At 66.7% G+C, this 279-nt stretch carries 1 protein-coding gene; it reads left to right on the top strand.

Annotation, left to right across the window (positions count from 1 at the left end; translation table 11 throughout):
• Window positions 1-279 (top strand): TRAP transporter large permease subunit (locus tag R0J87_RS19635; RefSeq protein WP_498888353.1); only part of this gene is annotated, 279 nt, incomplete at both ends.

Genomic DNA, 279 nt, shown 5'->3' with positions numbered 1-279 from the left:
CTACCTGCAGGTGCCGGCGGCGGCGGTGGCGTTCCTGCAGTCCTTCGCCCACAGCCAGCGCACCGTGTTGCTGATGGTCGTGGTGATCCTGCTGGTGCTGGGCATGTTCCTGGACCTGGCGCCGAAGATCCTGATCTGCACGCCGATCTTCCTGCCGGTGGTGAAGGCCTATGGCGTGGACCCGATCCATTTCGCGCTGGTGATGGTGCTGGCCGGCGGCATCGGCCTGGTCACTCCGCCGGTGGGCTCGGTGCTGTTCATCGGCACGGCGATCGGCAA

Source organism: Halomonas sp. SIMBA_159 (assembly GCF_046536035.1).
In the GTDB taxonomy this organism is placed as follows: domain Bacteria; phylum Pseudomonadota; class Gammaproteobacteria; order Pseudomonadales; family Halomonadaceae; genus Vreelandella; species Vreelandella venusta_A.
This window is presented reverse-complemented; position numbering and strand designations above follow the sequence as displayed.